The organism is Azorhizobium doebereinerae UFLA1-100 (assembly GCF_000473085.1).
Classification (GTDB): Bacteria; Pseudomonadota; Alphaproteobacteria; order Rhizobiales; family Xanthobacteraceae; genus Azorhizobium; species Azorhizobium doebereinerae.
In genome coordinates, this window is the sequence record NZ_AXBA01000002.1 from 128,962 (window position 1) to 144,330 (window position 15,369).

Consider the following 15,369-nt stretch of genomic DNA (forward strand, 5'->3'; position numbering starts at 1 on the left):
AATCGGAGTTGTGGATAGTTTGGCCACTTTAACTCTCTGAGCGCGTTTCTGGGGCCTCGTCCCGCGCGCCCAATTCGGGCACGACGGACGACATCAGTTCGCCCACCACGCGTCTTGAATAAGTGGCGCGGATGAAGGCGAGGCCCTCGCGGACCCGGTTCGCCGTCGCCTGCGGGTCCGCCGCGATCGACAGCACCGCCCGGGCGAAGCCTTCGGCCTCGTCCTCGACGCCGGTGAAGCGCGTCGGATCGGGAATGCCCTGCACGCCGATGGAGGTCGTCACCAGCGGCGTCGCCCGCGACAGCGCTTCCAGCACCTTGCCCTTCATGCCGCCACCAAAGCGCAGCGGCGCCACCGAGACCCCCACCTCGTTGTAGAGGCGCATGAGCTCCTCGTCGGAGACACGGCCGAGCAATTGCACCCCCTCGCACACGCCAGAGCACAGGTCGTCGGGCGGATGCGAGCCGGCGATCAGGAAGCGATAGCGCGGATCCACCTGGCGGATCCGCGGCAGCACCTCGCCGATGAACCACTTCACCGCATCCACGTTGGGCGCGTGGCGGAAGCCGCCGACGAACAGCAGCGTATGAGAATCACGCCGCGCCAGCAGCTCGGGATCGAAGGTGGCGATCTCCTCGTCCGCGAAGACATTGAGCGGAAGCGCAATGCCCGCATGCTCGGGGCCGATCTCCGCGCGGATCACGTCGATCTCGTCCTGGCTCGGATACATGTAGAGATCGACCTCGCGGCAGAGGCCCAGCTCCAACGCCTTCATGGTCTCGATTTCCGGCAGCAGCGCCGCATTGCCGGTAATGCCGTATTCGAGCTGCATCCGCTGATAGTGCAGGTCGATACCATAATAGAGCACCTTGCCGTGGAAGTGCTTCTTGATGGCGTCGAGATACTTGATCGAGATGTGCGGACGGCTGAGCAGGATATAGGCGAGCTTGTCGCCCACGCCCTCCAGCCAGGGCTCGAAGCGGTCCAGATAGTCCACGCCATAGATCACCTCGACGCCCATGGCCTGGAGCTGCGAGGTATAGGACGGGTCGCGATGCAGATTGTCGGGCCAGAAGCTCACCTGGAAGCCGCAGTCCAGGAACAGCCGGATGTAATGATACATCGAGCGTGAGCCGGCATCGCGGTCCCACTGCGGCACGTAATGATCGACGAGCAGGATGTGCGGCTTGCGGCCGGAACGGTCACGGGCGAGATAGACCTGCTCGCCATTGGCGAAATGCTCGCGTTCCAATACCGGGCGCCAGCGCTCGAACAGGCGCTCCATGTTGCGCACCTGATAGGCCTTGATGCCCTGGGTCACGTCGCGCCCATGGCTGCGACCCTCATGATGGACCAGTTCCGAGAACGGCTGGTAGACCACCTTCCGCCCCGCCGCACGCACCCGGAACGCCAGATCCGCATCCTCGCAATAAGCGGGCTTGTAGATGGGGTCGAAGCCCTCCAGCTGCCGCCAGAGATCCATCGGCACGGCAAGCGAGGCCCCGGAGCAGAAGTCGGTTTCCTTCAGATAGTTGAATTCCGGCGCGCGCGGGTCGCCGTTGCGGCCGAAATTCCATGCCGAGCCATCGCGCCAGAAGATGCCGCCGGCCTCCTGCAGGGTGCCGTTCCAATTCAGCAGCTTCGAGCCCGCAAGGCCGACCAGCGGGTCGGCCGCGAACGCCTGCATGAGGCCTTCCAACCAACCCGAAAGGATCACGGTGTCGTTGTTGAGCAGCACCAGATAGCGCCCTTCGGCGAGCGCCGCCGTAGCATTGCAATTGCCGAGGAAGCCGAGATTGGTACCGTGGCCCACGTGGCGGACGACGCCGCCCACCGCGGAGAGGGCCTCCGCCGTGCCGTCCGTCGAGCAGTCGTCGCCGATCAGCACCTCGTAGGCAACGTCGCACTCCTGCTCGAGCAGGGAGACGAGGCAGACCATCGTGTCGGCGAGGTTGTTGTAGACCGGGATGAGGATCGACGCCTCCGGCACCCCGCCGAAGCGGGCGGCCCGCGCCTGGGACAGCTCCGTAGCGCGGGCGCTCAGGCGGCGGAAATCTGCGCTTTCCGTGAACGGGCGCTTCGACCTCTGGGCGCGGGCGACAACGGCGAACAGATAATTATAGACCGGGCGCTGGGCGAGCCGGCCCGTGTCGGCGAGATAGTCGCTGACACCGTGCGGCAGGGCATAGCCCTGGCGGATGACCGGCGGCCACTCGTCGCCCATCTCGAACTCGCCGCCGAAATCGCCCGCCTCCCCGCCCGATGTCTGGAACAGGGCGTCGAACAGCTCGATCGGCGTGCGGCCCGACCGCTGGAAGGCTTCCGCCGCAGCGACGACGTCGGGGCGGGTGGAGAAAGCGAAGCTGGCGGCATTACCCTGCCGCAGGAAATGCAGGAACGGAATCAGGTTGGTGTTCCGCGCCTCGGCATTGTTCTGGCAGTAGAATGCGGAATCGAACACCGGATTGGGGTCGCGCCCCTCGCGCCCGCCGCTGACGACGAAATGCACCAGCGGGTTCACCTCCGCTGCGCGCACATCCGGATAACGCTGAAGGTACCAGTCGTTCTGGAAATACGGATGCGGGGAGCGCCCCTCGCGCCACCCCCACACCAGATAATGCAGCAGCGGATTGATGCCCGCCGCCTCCACGTCGGGGTTCTCGCGCAGATAATAGAAGGCGTCGAACAGCGGATGCGGCGACAGCTCGAACAATGCCGGATCGGACATATAGGCCCGGACCAGCGGCGCGCCAGGCGCATGCATCGCGCCCTGGCTGATCAGCCGATCAGTATCGATCAGCGGATGGACCGGCCGGCCTTCCCGCTCGCCCGAGGTGAGGAAGTGGCGCAGCGCCTCCGCCTTGGCCTCGGCCACGTCGGGGTTGAGATAAAGGTAGAGCGCCGGGTCGAAGAAGGGGTGCGGCGCCAGCGTCTCACGCCCCTTGGCGCGCACATAGGCGGCGATGGGCTTGCCGCCGTCGCCGTGCTCGGGATAGCGCGTGGCGAACCAGTGCGAATGGAAGAACGGGTGCGGCTCGCGCCCCTCGGCGAGGCCCTTGCTGCGGAAGTGCTCCAGCGCCGCTCCGGCTGAGAGCCCCTCCACCTGCCGGGCATACCATTCGGCATCGAACAGGCCGAGGCGTTGCAGGCGGCGCCAGATCGGCCGGAACTGGCCGAGACCTGACTTGCGCCGCCGGGGCCGCTCCGGCGCGGCCAGCATATGGGCCCGGACCGCATGGGCGCTGGCCTGGAGTTCGCGCGAAACGTGCAGCGTCAGGGCCGCAACGGCCCCCTCATCAGCGAGCCGCTGCCGCCAGGCGCCGTCCAGCGCGCGCAGCTTGGTGTCGAACGCGGCCTTGTCGCGCGTCAGCTCACTCAGTTCCGCGCGCAGCCCCGCGACCTCGCGGCGCAGAACCTCGTCCTCCTCGTGCAGGCCGGAGGCCCAATGCATGACCCGCGTGTTCTCCACCCAGAGGTCATCCTCCGGCGCGATGAAGACGGAATGCGCCAGCGCCGCCCCTGTCACTGGGCGGTCGCTACAGAATGCGACAAGGTATTCCGGCTCGGGAAACTGGCCCGCCGCGGCTTCGGTCCGCGGCCGGTCCTGCGCACCGTAATGGCCGATATAGCCCTGATAGCTTCCGGGCGCCGGATCATCGCCGAGCGGGGCGAGGATGGACACCAGCGCCATGCGCTCCCCCATCATCGCCACATGCGGGAAGGCAGCCCCGAGAAGTTCCGTGAACTCCGCCAAGTCGAGCTCCTTGACGTGGAACTCGTTGGGCGCCTTGAAGCGGTTGTAGATCTCGCGGCTGGGAGTGGAAACGATGAACAGCCCGCCGGGCTTCAGGACGCGCCGCACCTCGGCGACCACCCGCTCCTGCCGGTCCACATGCTCGATCATCTCGAACGACACGACCACGTCGAAGCTGGCGTCCGGGAACGGCAGGTCATGGGCCGAGCCGGTCTCGAACATGACTCGTCCCTCGGCCCCATAAGCCGCGCGCGCCGCTTCCACCGCCTCGGGGTCCACATCGAGGCCGGTCACATGGGCGGCCCGCTCGCCCAGCAGCGCCGTGCCGTAGCCGTCACCGGATCCCAGGTCGAGCACCACCGCCCCGCCGACGCATTCGCGGCAGACCGCATAACGGTGAAGGTGCTCGTATGCGATCTGACCCTTAAGGCTCGGCCTGAAGCGCTCCAACTGATCCAAGGCTACCCCACCCGTTCAAGCCCGCCCCCGCGGACGCCTCGCAAATGCTGGCTCCGCTCTTATCGCAATGGCTTTTTCTTTGCCAGGGTCCAAGCGCCACGGGGCCTCAACGGACATGACCGGGCACACTCCAGATCGCGGCGGGTGCCGCGATATGGAACGGCCCCGGTTCGGAATGCCGCCAACGAGGGATACTCCGGCACCTCACCGAAGCCTGGGCCACGCTATTCCTCGGAGTAGCGCTCTTCCTTCCAGGGGTCGCCGCGCTCGTGATAGCCGCGCACTTCCCAATAGCCGAGGCGGTCAGCGGGAATGAATTCGATGCGCTTCACCCACTTGGCGCTCTTCCAGAAATAGAGGTGCGGGATCACCACACGCAGCGGTCCGCCATGGGCGCGGGACAGCGGCTGGCCCTGCCAGCTATGGGCAAGGACCGCATCCTCCGCCGCGAAATCCTCGATGGGAACGTTGGTGGTGTAGCCATCGTAGCTGTGCATCACCACGAAGCGGGCGTTGCCACGCGGCTCCACCATGGCCAGCAGGTCGCGGGTCAGCAGGCCGTCCCAGCCGTTGTCATAGCGCGACCAGGTGGTGACGCAGTGGATGTCGGTGACGAGATGGGATTGCGGCTGAGCCTGGAAGTCCGCCCAGTTCCAGCTGGCCGGATGGTCGACAAGGCCGTCCACGTCGATCCGCCAGGAAGTGGTGGGCACGTCGGGTTGCAACCCAAGGTCCAGCACCGGCCAGTCCCTCACCAGATGCTGGCCCGGCGGCAGGCGCTCCTCGCCCGAGCGGGCGACACGGCCGGTGAGGAAACGGCCTTCCCTGGCCCAGCGCTGCTTGGTGGCGGTGAGCTTGGTCTCCGGCGGCCCTGCGGGGGCGGGCTCGAATGCGTCGGTCATGGCGGGCACCTCCGGGAAGATGCCTCGGCCGCGGCGGGCGCGGCGGAGGCTTCATTGCATGATAAGCACCGAAGGGGCGATCAGCACAGGGCCGGCTGGCGCGCGGCGGCAAGGCCGAGGCCGCCGAGGATCTCATAGGAGCGCAGGCGCGCCGCATGGTCGAAGATGGCGGAGGCAACCATCAGCTCGTCGGCGCCGGTCTCGGCGATCAGCGCCTCCAGCCCGGCCCGCACCGTCTCCGGCCCGCCCACCACGGCGCGGCCGAGCATGCCCTGGACCTGGATCTTCTCGCTGGGGGTCCAATAGCTCTCGATGTCGTCGATGGGTGGGGGAAGCTGCCCCCGCGCGCCCCGGAACATATTAGCGAAGCTCTGTTGGGTGGAGGTGAACAGGCGCCGCGCCTCCGCGTCCGTCTCCGCCGCCACCACCGGCACACCCACCATGGCATAAGGCTTCTGCAACTGCCGCGACGGCTCGAACCGTTCGCGGTAGGTCTCCAGCGCCGGGATCAGCAATTCCGGCGCGAAATGCGAGGCGAAGGCATAGGGCAGCCCGAGCATGGCCGCGAGCTGGGCGCCGAACAGGCTGGAGCCGAGGATCCACAGCGGCACCTGCGACCCGGTCCCCGGGACGGCACGGATGCGCTGGTCCGGCTGGGCGGGGCCGAGCAGGGCCTGAAGCTCCAGCACGTCCTGGGGGAAATTATCGGCGGTCCGCGGGTCGCGCCGGAGCGCGCGCAGGGTCATCTGGTCCGTACCCGGGGCGCGGCCGAGGCCGAGGTCGATACGTCCGGGATAGAGGGCCTCCAGCGTGCCGAACTGCTCGGCGATCACCAGCGGGGAATGGTTGGGCAGCATGATGCCCCCGGCCCCGACCCGGATGCGCTGCGTCCCGCCGGCCAGGAAGCCGATGACGACGGAGGTCGCGGCGCTGGCGATGCCCACCATGTTGTGGTGCTCGGCCACCCAGAAGCGATTGTAGCCCCAGGCTTCCGCATGCTGCGCGAGATCGAGGCTGCGGTGCAGCGCCTCGCGCGCCGTGGCCCCTTGAGGAATGGGAGCAAGGTCAAGAATGGAAAGAGATGTCATGCGAATGATCCGGCCGGCCCCCGATGTCCCGCTTGAGATCAGGTCCGCGATCCGGGATTGCAAGCCCACGCCGTGAGGTCAGTTGGACAGTGGCGACGAAGCCTGGGCGGCAGGCCCACCCAATCTTGCATGCATAGAACACATTTTTGATTATTAATTGATCAAAAGTCTATTCATTAGTCACATTGGAGGGTTCGCATTACGCCCCCCGCTGCTTTCCGCTTGGAGGAAGCCACGGCCGAGGCCTTCGAAACAAAGCCCCCTCCATCGCCCGCCCCCGCCCCGACGCATCCGCCGCCGGTGGCGCGGTTCGTGCTTGAGGGGCGGAACCCGTCGTTCAGGAGTTGTCATGGACACCGTTGCCTCCCTTCTCGCCGCCCACAGGAGCGGCCGGCGCAGCCCCAGCGAGACGGTGCGGGCCACCTATGAGCGGATCGCGGCCCATGGCGATCCGGCCATGTTCATCTCCCTGCGGCCCGAGGCCGACGTGCTGGCGGACGCCGCCGCGCTTGAAGCACACAAGGCCGGGGCGCTGCCGCTCTATGGCATCCCCGTCGCGGTGAAGGACAATATCGACGTGGCGGGCCTGCCCACCACCGCGGCCTGCCCCGCCTTCGCGTATCAGCCGACGGCCGACGCCGTGGCGGTAGCGCGACTGAAAGCGGCTGGCGCGCTGATCATCGGCAAGACCAATCTCGACCAGTTCGCCACCGGCCTCGTGGGCGTGCGCTCGCCTTACGGCGTGCCGCGCAACGTCTTCAAGCCCGATCTCGTGCCCGGCGGCTCATCCTCCGGTTCGGCGAGTGCGGTTGCGGCGGGCATCGTGCCGATCGCGCTCGGCACCGATACGGCGGGCTCGGGCCGGGTGCCGGCCATGCTGCAGAACATCGTCGGCCTGAAGCCGAGCCTGGGCCTGGTGCCCAATACCGGACTCGTGCCCGCCTGCCGCACGCTGGACTGCATCTCCATCTTCGCCCTGACCGTGGACGATGCCATGGCCGTGCTTGAGGTGATGGGCGGCTTCGAGGCGTCCGACGCCTTCTCCCGCGAACTGACGGTGGCGCCGCTTGCCCCCATGCCCAAGATGCCGGTGCTGGGCGTGCTACCGGCGGCGCAGCGCGAGTTTTTCGGCGATGCGGACGCGGCGGCCGCCTATGAGGGCGCGCTCGCCCGCCTCGCCAAGCTCGGCGCGCGCCTGGTGGAAATCGACTTTGCGCCCTTCGCGGAGACCGCACGCCTGCTCTACGAAGGCCCCTGGGTCGCCGAGCGCTGGATCGTGGCGGCGGATCTCCTCGCCCGCGATCCCGAGGCGGTCCATCCGGTGACGCGGGCCATCACCGAGGGCGGCGCCAAGCCCTCCGCGGCCGACGCCTTCCGCGCCCTCTACCGCCTGCAGGAACTGCGTGCCGCAGTGCGCCCGGTGCTGGCCGGGCTCGACGCCCTCGTGGTGCCCACCGCCCCCACCGCCTACACGCTGGAGGCGGTGCTGGCCGACCCCATCCGCCTCAATTCCCGACTCGGCACCTACACGAACTTCGTCAACCTGCTGGATCTGTGCGGCACGGCGGTTCCGGCCGCGATTGCCCCTTCCGGCGCCCCCTACGGCATCACCTTCCTGGCGCCGGCCGGGCGCGACGCGGCGGTGGCAGGCATCGCCCGCGCCTTCGCCGCAGACGCCCGCCTGCCGCTTGCCGCCAGCGGAACTTACGCGGACTATCCGCCGCTCCCCCCTGCGGCGGATCCGGAGCGCCTCGACGTCTGCGTCTTCGGCGCACATCTGTCCGGCTTGCCGCTGAACGGCGAATTGCAGTCCTTCGGCGGGCGGTTCGTCGCCAGCGTCTCGACGGCACCGATCTACCGCATGGCTCTGCTGGAGGGCGAAACGCCGCGCCCTGGGGTGACCCGTGTCCATGACGGCGGGGCGATGCTCACCGGCGAGGTCTGGTCACTGCCGTTCGAAGGCGTCGGCCGGCTGCTGGGCACCATCCCCGCCCCGCTGGGACTGGGCTCGGTGGAACTGGCCGACGGCAGCATCGTCGCCGGTTTCCTGGCGGAGGCCGTCGAAATCGCCCATTGCCCGGACATCACCGGCTTCGGCGGCTTCAGGGCCTATCTGGCGAACGACGACATCTCCACCGACGACGCACCGCCGGAAGCTTGAATCGTGCGCGCGCAAAGCGCAGGCGATTCGCACATGCGCAATGGTTGCGAAAGCCTTACAAATCCGAAGCCTGTGCTATAGTGGCTTCATCGTGGCGACCGAAAGGCCGCTGCGGTGCACAAGTTCACGATCCTCGTGGGGCGGGAGGCTCTTCACTGCGTTGTCAGGGAAGTGCCTGAGGATACAGAGACGATGGCGATACGGAACAGCGAGCAGCACGCACTTCTGGAACGGACCAACTCCAATGCGCGGAGCCGTTCCATCCTGCAGAAGCTGTGGAGCACGGTGAGACCACACCTCGATACCGAGGGAAGTGACGTCTCGATCGTCCGGAAATCGCTGTTCTTCGATGCTGGATGGTATCTGGAAACCTACCCCGATGTTGCCCAGTGCCGCATCGATCCTGCCGTGCACTATGTCCGCCACGGCGCGCGGGAAGGCCGCGATCCCAGCCCGTTCTTCTCCACCGCCACCTATCGGCGGCAGAATCTCGGCCCGGGCGAGACCAACCTGAACCCGCTGGTCCATTTCGAGACCGTCGGCCGCATCAAGGGATGCGCCCTGGTCGCCTCCTGCGAGCCGAAGGCCGTATGGTGGCAGGACCGGCTGCATGATCACGACCGGGCGGCGGTCCGCCGGCACATAGCCAGCTTCACCCACAAGCCGCTGCTGTCCGTGTGCATGGTGGTGGATGCGCCCGTGGACGCATGGTTTCGCGAGGCGCTGGCCTCGGTCACCGCCCAGCGCTACCCGCTGTGGGAATTCCGCGCCGCCTTCGGTCCCGCCGCTGCGCCCGGCGTCCGGGCGATTCTCGACGCCGTCGCCGCCGAGGAGCACCGGGTCCATTTGCTTCCGCTGGAAGCGGACGCCACACCCGCCGAACTCTGGAATGCCGCCCTCCTCGGTGCCCGGGGCGCTTTCGTCATCCCGCTCGGCCAGCACGACCGGCTGCACGAGACGGCGCTGTACGAGATCGCCAACGCCATCAATACCGCCCCGGACGTGGACATCCTCTATTCCGACGAGGACACGCTGGATTCCGCCGGCCAGCACGGCGATCCCCACTTCAAGACCGGCTTCGACCCTGACCTGCTGCTTGGCCAGAACCTGGTCGGCGGGCTTGCAGCCTTCCGCACGCCTCTGGTGTCGCAGATGGGCGGCTTCCGTGCCGGCCTCGATGGCGCGGAAAGCTACGATCTGGCCCTGCGTGCCATCGCCGCCACCTCCGGCAAACGCATCCGGCATATTCCCGAACTGCTCTACCACTGCCGGGCGCCGGGTTCCGGCGTCGATACCGCAGCGGCCCGCCGGCGCGCCGCGCAGGACCTTCTGTGCCAGAGCGGCGAAGCGGGCACGGTGCAGCCCCACCCGCGCAATCCGGCCTGGTCCCGCGTCGTGCGCCCACTTCCGGCGCCCGCCCCGCTGGTCTCGGTCATCGTGCTCACCAAGGACCGGGCCGACCTGCTCGCGGTCTGCGCCAAGGGTATCCTGGAGCAGACGGATTACCCCAATATCGAACTCATCATCGTCGACCACGCCAGCCGCGAGGACGAGACGCACCAGTTGTTCAGCCGGCTGCGCGCCGACGCCCGCGTGCGCATAGTGCCCTACGCCGGCGCGTTCAATTATTCGGCCATGAACAATCTCGCCGCGCGGCAGGCCAACGGCAGCGTCATCGCCCTGCTGAACAACGACATCGAGGTCGTCGATCCCGCTTGGCTGAGCGAGATGGTGAGCCTCGCGGTACGCCCGGACGTGGGCGCGGTGGGAGCCAAGCTCTATTATCCCGACGGGACGATCCAGCATGCGGGGGTCGTCGCCGGGCTCGGCGGCGCGGCCGGACATGCCTTCTCGTTCCAGCCGGGGGATACGCTGGGCAGCGCCGGACGCGCCGTTTTGACCCGCACGGTCTCAGCCGTGACGGCGGCCTGCCTCGTGGTGCGCAAATCGGTGTTCCTGGACGCCGGCGGGCTCAACGCGGACGATCTGCCGGTGGCGTTCAACGACATCGACCTGTGCTTCCGGCTCCAGGCGGCCGGCTACCGCAACGTGTGGACGCCGTTCGCGGAATTGGTGCACCACGAATCCGCCTCCCGCGGCAAGGAAGAGACGCCGGCCAAGAAGGAGCGCTTCGCCCGCGACACGGCCTATATGCTGGCGCACTGGGGCGAGATCATCCGCAACGACCCCTATTACAATCCCAACCTGTCCCTCACCAGCGGCGACTACGCGCGCGCGCCCTCGCGGCGCGACCGGCCCTGGAAGGATTTCCTGTAGGACTGCGGGCCTCTCAAAAAGGTGCCTCCGGCCCGGCCAGAGCGGTCGTCAGCCCAGGCCACGCCTCTCGGCGGCGCACGGCGGGCGGGCCTCGAAGCTGCGCTCAGACGCTCTCCGCATAACGTTCATAGGCCACTTCCACCGTCAGGATGTGGCTGCGCATGGCGCTCGCCGCTTCCGCCTTGTCGCCGCGCAGGATGGCCTGCACCACCGCATCGTGCTCCGCATAGGACAGAGCGAGGCGCCCCAACGTACGGAACTGGGCGCGGCGGAAGGGCTGGAGCCGCGCCCGCGTGGCGAGCGTGATCTCCGACAGATAGGCATTGTGCGCGCCGCCATACAGGAAGGTATGGAAGCGGTCGTTCAGGAAGGTGTAGTGCGCCTCGTCGCCCCGCCGGGTCAGGTCGGCCAGTTCCGCATGGATGGCCTCCAGTTGCCCGCGCTCGGCCTTGGTCATATGTACGGCGCATAGGCCCGCGCACAGCGCCTCCAGCTCCGCCATGACGTCGAACATGCCGCGCAGCCGGTCCAGCGAAGGCTTGGCCACCAGGGCGCTGCGGTGCGGGCGAGTCTCCACCAGGCCGGAGGCGGCCAGGTCCCGGATCACCTCGCGCACCGGGGTGCGCGAAACGCCGTAGCGCTTGGCCACCTCCATCTCTTCCAGCGCGGTGCCGGGGGCGATGCGGCCGCGCACGATGTCGTCGGCGATCTGCAGCCGCAACTCCTCCGTGCGCGTCACCGCGCGGCCGGTGCTGCGGCGGCGCCGGGGGCGCGGGGGCGAGGCGGCCGTGACGGCCTCGGAAACGGGGGTCGACATGAGACTTACGACGCTACTTGGATTCTGGGTACGGGTGAACTCGCGCCCTCAAGGCAGCGGGTCGGGAATGACGCTCACGTGGGCGGCGACCACCTTCCAGCCCTCGGGAAGGCGCACCCAGGTCTGCTGCTGCCGCCCCACCTTGCCCGGGGCGCCTTCGCGGGTGAACAAGGTGGAGGCGGTGGCGAAATCGCTGCCGAAGGTGGTGATGACCGTGCGCCCCAGGGTGCGCATCAGCCCCTGCGGCGAACGTCCCGAGCGGAAGGCGCGAATCTCGCCCATGCCATAGAGATTCTCGCCGCCGCCATAGCGGATGGTCCGGGCATCGTCCCAGAACAAGTCGTCCAGCACCGCCACGTCGTTGGAGACCAGCGCCGCCTCATAGCGGGCGAAGGCCGCTTCCACTTCGGCCACCACAACCGGATCGTTGATCTGCACGCGACCTCCAGAGCTAGATGTTCGACACCGGCGCCCGCACGGCGCCGGTCGCTTCGAGGTGGCGAGCCACCCGCAAGGCGAGATCCTCCCGCCACGGCGGGGCGATGACCTGCACGCCGATGGGCAGCCCCCCGTCGAGCCAGACCGGCACCGCCGCCACCGGCAGGCCGATGAAGGAGATGGGCTGGGTGTAGAGGCCGAGGTTCGGTCGCACCAGCAGCGTCTCGCCATCGAGCTCGAACGTGGTCTGGCCCAACTGCGGCGCCCGGCAGGGCGTGGCCGGCGCGAGGATCACGTCCACCTCATCGAACAGCGCCAGCATGCGGTCGCGGAAGTGGCGGCGGAAGCGCTGCGCACCCGCCACCCAGGCGGCGGGAATGGCAAGGCCCGCGATCAGCCTGTCGCGCACCGCCGGGTCGAAATCCTGCGGCCGCGTGCGCAGGCGCCCCGCATGCAGGCTCGCCCCCTCGGCGGCGGTGATGATGTAGGCCGAAGCCCGGGCACGGGCCGCCTCCGGCACCTCGATGGTGCGGGTGACGCCGAGCGCGGCTGCCACATGATCCACCGCCGCGAAGGCCTCCGGCATGCCCTTGGCGCGGAAATAGCCGCCGGCCACCGCGATCCTGAGCCCGTCCATGCCGGCCTCCAGCGTCGGCATTACGGGCTCGACCGGGCGGGGCACCTGCACCGGGTCGTCCGGGTCCGCGCCCTGCATGGCGTCATAGGCGAGCGCGAGGTCGCCCACCGACCGGGCGAAGGGGCCGAGATGGTCGAGCGCGGAGACGAAGGGAAAGGAATGCGCCCGCGACAGCCGGCCATAGGTGGGCTTCAGCCCAAAGATGCCGCACAGCGACGAGGGCACGCGGATGGAACCGTTGGTGTCCGAGCCCAGCGCCAGCGGCACCAGCCCGGCGGCGATGGCCGCACCGGAGCCGCCGGAGGAGCCCCCTGCCATATGGGCAAGGTCATGCGGATTGCGCGAGGCGCCGTCATGGACGTTCTCGCCCGTGAAGTCATAGGCGTATTCGCCCATGTTGAGGCCGCCGACCAGGATGGCGTCGGCCTCCTCCAGCCTGGCGATCAGCGCGGCGTCATGCGCGGCGGGCGGCAGGTCGCGGTTGATCTTCGAGCCTGCCCGCGTCGGCAGACCGGCGATGTCGAACAGGTTCTTCACCGCGAACGGCACCCCGGCCAGCGGCCCCAGCGCCCCGCCTGCGGCGCGGCGCGCATCGAGCGCGTCGGCGGACGCGCGAGCGCGCGCTCCGGTAACGTCGGTGAAGGCGTTGACCTTCGGATCGAGCGCGGCGATGCGGGCGAGCACCGCCTCGACGACGGCGCGGGCGCTCACCTGCCCGCCGCGCACGGCGGCCGCGATGTCAGCTGCGGGCGCCGTGGCGAAGGGGGCGGCGGCGTCTACCGGGGACGCGGCGTTCATGGCCGGAACACCGCGGCGGGCTCGGCCTCATCGCCGAGGTCATGGGCGAGCACGAACTGCGCCGCATCGGCGATGGTGCGCAGATAGGAGAAGGCTTCCGCGCGCCACGCGCCCTCCGCCGGGATGGCGAAGGCGGCGATGCCGGCGGCGAGAAGTTCGGCCACCGCCGCATCGGAGAGGGGCGGCAGCGGCGTTGAGGAATTGGACATCGTGGGACCGGACATCGTGGGATCGGACATGGCGTTCCTCACACGGGCGGATGGGGAATGGCGGCGATCAGTTCACGGGTGTAGGCGTCCTTGGGCGCTTCGAGCACCTGCTCGGAAGTGCCCTCCTCCACCACGCGCCCCTGCCGCATGACGATGACGCGGTCGCACAAGAGGCGCACCACGTGCAGGTCGTGGGAGACGAAGAGATAGCTCATGCCCAGCGTGTGCTTGAGCTCCTCCAGCAGGTTCAGCACTACCGCCTGAACCGAGACGTCGAGCGCGGCGGTGGGCTCGTCGAGGATGACGAGGTCCGGCTTCAGCGCGATGGCGCGGGCGATGCCGACGCGCGCCTTCTGGCCGCCGGAAAGCTGGTGCGGGAAGCGATCCAGCAGATCCGCCGGCAGGCCGACCATGCGGGCCAGTTCCTCCACCTTGTCCTCCAGCGCCGAGCCGCCCCCGAACCCGCCGAACGTCCCTTTGATGTCCTTGCCGCCCATGCGCAGCAGCGGATCGGCGATGGCGCGGGCGGCAGTGTAGCGGGGGTTCAGGCTTTCGGTCGGGTCCTGGAACACCATCTGGATGCGGCGGCGCAACGGATGGTGCGCGAACTCCCGCGCCGGGATGGCGCCAATGTCCTGGCCGTCGAAGGTGATGCGCCCGGAGGTGGAATCGATGAGGCGCATGACGATGGTGGAGGTGGTGGACTTGCCGCAGCCGCTCTCCCCCACGAGACCGACGCTCTCGCCCTTCTTCACCTCGAAGGAGATGCCGTCCACGGCGCGGAAGGTGGCGTCCTTCGGGTCCACCGCCTTGCCGGTGAACTTGGCTAAGAAAGCGGAGGGTGCGCCCTGGCGGGGATATTCCTTGACGAGGGCCTCCACCTTCAGCAGCGGCACCGCATCCGACACGACCATCGGTGCCACAGGTGGAGCGGCACCCGCTTCCGCTTCCGCTTCCGGCAGCAGATCCTTGAGCGTGATGCCCGGACGCGGCGTCGCGCGCATCAGCTTGCGCGTATAGGCGTGCTGCGGATTGCGGAAGATCTGCTCGGCGGGCGCGGTCTCCACCACCTTGCCCTTCTCCATCACCATCACCGTGTCGCAATAGGTGGCGGCAAGGCCGAGATCGTGGGTGATGAGGATCGTGGACATGCCCCTCGCGCGGGTCAGCTCCGTCACCAGTTCCATCACCGCCTTCTGGGTGGTGACGTCGAGGCCCGTGGTCGGTTCGTCGGCGATCAGCAGTTGCGGCCGGCAGGCCAGGGCCAGCGCGATGACGATGCGCTGGCACATGCCGCCGGACAATTCGAACGGATAGGCGTGGTAGCGCTCCTCCGGCCGGGCGATGCGCACCTGGTTGAGCACGTCGATTACCTTCTCCTTCACGTTGCCGGGCTGCGCCTGGACATGCTGGAGTAGAACGTCGCCGATCTGGTGCCCGACCTTGCGGATGGGGTTCAGCGCCGCGCGCGGGTTCTGGAAGATCATCGACATCTCGCGCCCGCGCAGGTCGCGCATCTCGCGCTCGCTGGCATGGGCCACGTCGATGCCCGAGAAGGTGATCGCTCCCTCCGCGATATGGCCGGCCCGGTCGAGGATGCGCATCACCGTGTAGGAGGTGACGGACTTGCCCGAGCCGCTCTCGCCCACGATGCCGAGGGTCTCGCCCTTGGCCAAGGTCAGGTTCACCTTCTCCACGGCGCGCACGAGGCCGCGCCGGGTGGCGAATTCGACGGTGAGGTCGCGCACGTTGAGGAGCGGTCCGCGCGCCTCCTCGGCTGGGGCAAGCGCTACGGTGGCGGGATCGACGACGCCATGCATGGGTCCGGC

At 68.4% G+C, this 15,369-nt stretch carries 10 protein-coding genes; 2 read left to right on the plus strand and 8 right to left on the minus strand.

Annotated features, from left to right (window positions below):
- Window positions 1-28: 28 nt before the first annotated feature.
- From YU1_RS31740 to YU1_RS0103195, 3 genes are all read right to left on the minus strand, one after another.
- Window positions 29-4,111: a methyltransferase domain-containing protein gene (locus tag YU1_RS31740; protein ID WP_198018809.1), complete on the minus strand. Its 4,083-nt coding sequence runs from the start codon at window positions 4,109-4,111 to the stop codon at window positions 29-31.
- A gap of 326 nt (window positions 4,112-4,437) precedes the next feature.
- Window positions 4,438-5,115, minus strand: a complete 678-nt coding sequence (locus YU1_RS0103190; protein WP_029002835.1) for a sulfite oxidase-like oxidoreductase — start codon at window positions 5,113-5,115, stop codon at window positions 4,438-4,440.
- Between the two features lie 80 nt (window positions 5,116-5,195).
- Window positions 5,196-6,203 carry an LLM class flavin-dependent oxidoreductase gene (locus YU1_RS0103195; protein ID WP_029002836.1) on the minus strand — a complete coding sequence of 336 codons (1,008 nt, stop codon included), beginning with the start codon at window positions 6,201-6,203 and terminating at the stop codon, window positions 5,196-5,198.
- A gap of 349 nt (window positions 6,204-6,552) precedes the next feature.
- Between YU1_RS0103195 and atzF the strand changes: the two genes are divergently transcribed.
- Window positions 6,553-8,364: an allophanate hydrolase gene (gene atzF / locus YU1_RS27715; RefSeq protein WP_051356416.1), complete on the plus strand. Its 1,812-nt coding sequence runs from the start codon at window positions 6,553-6,555 to the stop codon at window positions 8,362-8,364.
- 192 nt (window positions 8,365-8,556) lie between these two features.
- Window positions 8,557-10,641 carry a glycosyltransferase family 2 protein gene (locus YU1_RS27720; protein ID WP_051356422.1) on the plus strand — a complete coding sequence of 695 codons (2,085 nt, stop codon included), beginning with the start codon at window positions 8,557-8,559 and terminating at the stop codon, window positions 10,639-10,641.
- A 103-nt stretch (window positions 10,642-10,744) separates the two neighbouring features.
- On the opposite strand, the gene YU1_RS0103210 is transcribed toward YU1_RS27720, so the two are convergent.
- From YU1_RS0103210 to YU1_RS0103230, 5 genes are read right to left on the minus strand one after another with little or no spacing between them, the layout of a single operon-like run.
- Window positions 10,745-11,458 (minus strand): GntR family transcriptional regulator, encoded by a 714-nt coding sequence (locus tag YU1_RS0103210; RefSeq protein WP_029002837.1) that lies wholly within the window; start codon window positions 11,456-11,458, stop codon window positions 10,745-10,747.
- Between the two features lie 48 nt (window positions 11,459-11,506).
- Window positions 11,507-11,896, minus strand: a complete 390-nt coding sequence (hpxZ, locus tag YU1_RS0103215) for an oxalurate catabolism protein HpxZ (protein WP_029002838.1) — start codon at window positions 11,894-11,896, stop codon at window positions 11,507-11,509.
- A gap of 13 nt (window positions 11,897-11,909) precedes the next feature.
- Window positions 11,910-13,331, minus strand: a complete 1,422-nt coding sequence (locus YU1_RS0103220) for an AtzE family amidohydrolase (RefSeq protein WP_029002839.1) — start codon at window positions 13,329-13,331, stop codon at window positions 11,910-11,912.
- The gene (locus YU1_RS0103225) at window positions 13,328-13,570 is read right to left on the minus strand and encodes a DUF4089 domain-containing protein (RefSeq protein WP_029002840.1); all 243 of its coding nucleotides are present in this window, start codon (window positions 13,568-13,570) and stop codon (window positions 13,328-13,330) included. Before YU1_RS0103225 ends, YU1_RS0103220 begins: the two co-directional genes overlap by 4 nt.
- An 8-nt stretch (window positions 13,571-13,578) precedes the next feature.
- Window positions 13,579-15,360, minus strand: coding sequence for a dipeptide ABC transporter ATP-binding protein (locus tag YU1_RS0103230; protein ID WP_051356425.1), 1,782 nt, complete (start codon window positions 15,358-15,360; stop codon window positions 13,579-13,581).
- Window positions 15,361-15,369 lie beyond the last annotated feature (9 nt).

Coding starts and splice junctions, on each gene's coding strand:
- YU1_RS0103190 (WP_029002835.1), bottom strand. CDS start 5,115: ATGACCGACGCATTCGAGCCCGCCCCCGCAGGGCCGCCGGAGACCAAG.
- YU1_RS0103195 (WP_029002836.1), bottom strand. CDS start 6,203: ATGACATCTCTTTCCATTCTTGACCTTGCTCCCATTCCTCAAGGGGCC.
- atzF (WP_051356416.1), top strand. CDS start 6,553: ATGGACACCGTTGCCTCCCTTCTCGCCGCCCACAGGAGCGGCCGGCGC.
- YU1_RS27720 (WP_051356422.1), top strand. CDS start 8,557: ATGGCGATACGGAACAGCGAGCAGCACGCACTTCTGGAACGGACCAAC.
- YU1_RS0103210 (WP_029002837.1), bottom strand. CDS start 11,458: ATGTCGACCCCCGTTTCCGAGGCCGTCACGGCCGCCTCGCCCCCGCGC.
- YU1_RS0103220 (WP_029002839.1), bottom strand. CDS start 13,331: ATGAACGCCGCGTCCCCGGTAGACGCCGCCGCCCCCTTCGCCACGGCG.
- YU1_RS0103225 (WP_029002840.1), bottom strand. CDS start 13,570: ATGTCCGATCCCACGATGTCCGGTCCCACGATGTCCAATTCCTCAACG.
- YU1_RS0103230 (WP_051356425.1), bottom strand. CDS start 15,360: ATGCATGGCGTCGTCGATCCCGCCACCGTAGCGCTTGCCCCAGCCGAG.